The organism is Ruegeria sp. AB8 (assembly GCF_056542605.1).
This window is the reverse complement of record NZ_JBQGAB010000086.1, coordinates 1-1476: the sequence shown is the minus strand read 5'-3', so window position 1 is coordinate 1476 and position 1476 is coordinate 1. Positions and strand designations below refer to the sequence as shown.

Below are 1476 nucleotides of genomic sequence, written 5' to 3'. Positions count from 1 at the left end.
TGTCCGTCGTCAGGGATTTTGGGACAGATGGCGCTCTGATCTAAGAGAGGATGTGGCTCATCTGGTTGGTTTGATTATGCGGCGGATTTGCGGTGAAGCAAGCGCCGGGTTTCGATGGTCTTTCGTTTGATCCTCTCTCGTTGTTTTAGAATGGTCTGTCCGCGCCCGAAGTAGACATCAGCGGGCGTGAGGTTTTGTAAGCTTTCGTGGTAGCGCCGGTGGTTGTAGTGATCGACGAAAGCATCGATCTGCTGCCTGAGATCACCGGGCAGGTAGTAGTTTTCCAGCAAGATGCGGTTCTTCAAGGTCTGGTGCCAGCGCTCGATCTTTCCCTGAGTTTGCGGATGGTATGGCGCCCCTCGGACATGATCCATTTCCTGATCTTCCAGCCATTCAGCAAGTTTACCAGAGATATAACTGGATCCGTTATCACTGAGCAGGCGCGGTTTGTGCAGCACGGTTGCCTGATCACAGCCCGACGCCTGTAGTGCCAGGTCCAGCGTGTCGGTCACATCCTCGGTCTTCATAGTCGTACAAAGCTTCCAAGCGATGATGTAACGGCTGTAATCGTCCAGGATCGTACTGAGATAGAACCAGCCCCAGCCGATGACCTTCAGGTAAGTGAAGTCGGTCTGCCAGAGTTGGTTCGGCCGTGTGGTCTTGTCCTGGAACTCGTCTGCGGCCGACAAAACCACATAAGCCGGGCTGGTGATCAGATCGTAGGACTTGAGGATGCGATAGACCGAAGCCTCTGACACAAAGTACTTTTCTGTGTCGGTGAAGCGAACAGCTAACTCACGCGGGGAAAGCTCACTTTCCTTCAGTGCCAGGTCCTTGATCTTCTCACGCATTGGCTGCGGAATGCGGTTCCAGACCCGTGAGGGCTTGGGACTACGATCCTCAAGCGCCTCAGGACCACCCGACAGATACCGGTCGTACCAGCGATAGAAGGTGGTCTTCGGGATGCCCAGCTTTTCCAAAGTGCGCTTGGTCGGGAGATGCGAACCTTCGACGAGGCGGATGATCTCCAGCTTTTCAGATGCAGGATACCTCATTCGTCGTCGTCCCCATCTGCGATCATGCTTTTTTTGAGCAAACGCAGTTCCAGGGCCTGTTCTGCAACAACTTCCTTTAGATCACGGGCTTCCCGTCTCAGATCCTTCACTTCGGCGGAAGTTGCCGCACGGGCCGTGTCACCTGCCAGACGTTTCTTGCCGGCTTCCAGAAATTCCTTGGACCAGCTGTAATACAGGCTCTGCGCGATGCCCTCACGACGGCACAGCTCTGCAATGCTGTCCTCGCCTTTAAGGCCGTCCAGCACGATCCTGATCTTCTCTTCTGCGGAATACTGTTTGCGGGTCACACGGCGAATGTCCTTTACGACCTTCTCACCGTAGCTCTGCTTGGTTCCGGGTTTCTTTCTCATCTCCACTCCTTGGCGGTTACGATGAGCCAGAAACCCTCTCTTATCAAATC

General features: G+C 54.3%; 1 protein-coding gene. It reads right to left on the bottom strand.

Going from position 1 to position 1476, the window contains the following annotated elements; genetic code table 11:
* Positions 1-74: 74 nt before the first annotated feature.
* A protein-coding gene (locus ACR0CG_RS23810; protein ID WP_170825240.1) for an IS3 family transposase occupies positions 75-1426 on the bottom strand; the annotation gives its coding sequence in 2 pieces (ribosomal slippage) (positions 75-1090 and positions 1090-1426; 1353 coding nt in all).
* Positions 1427-1476: the final 50 nt, after the last annotated feature.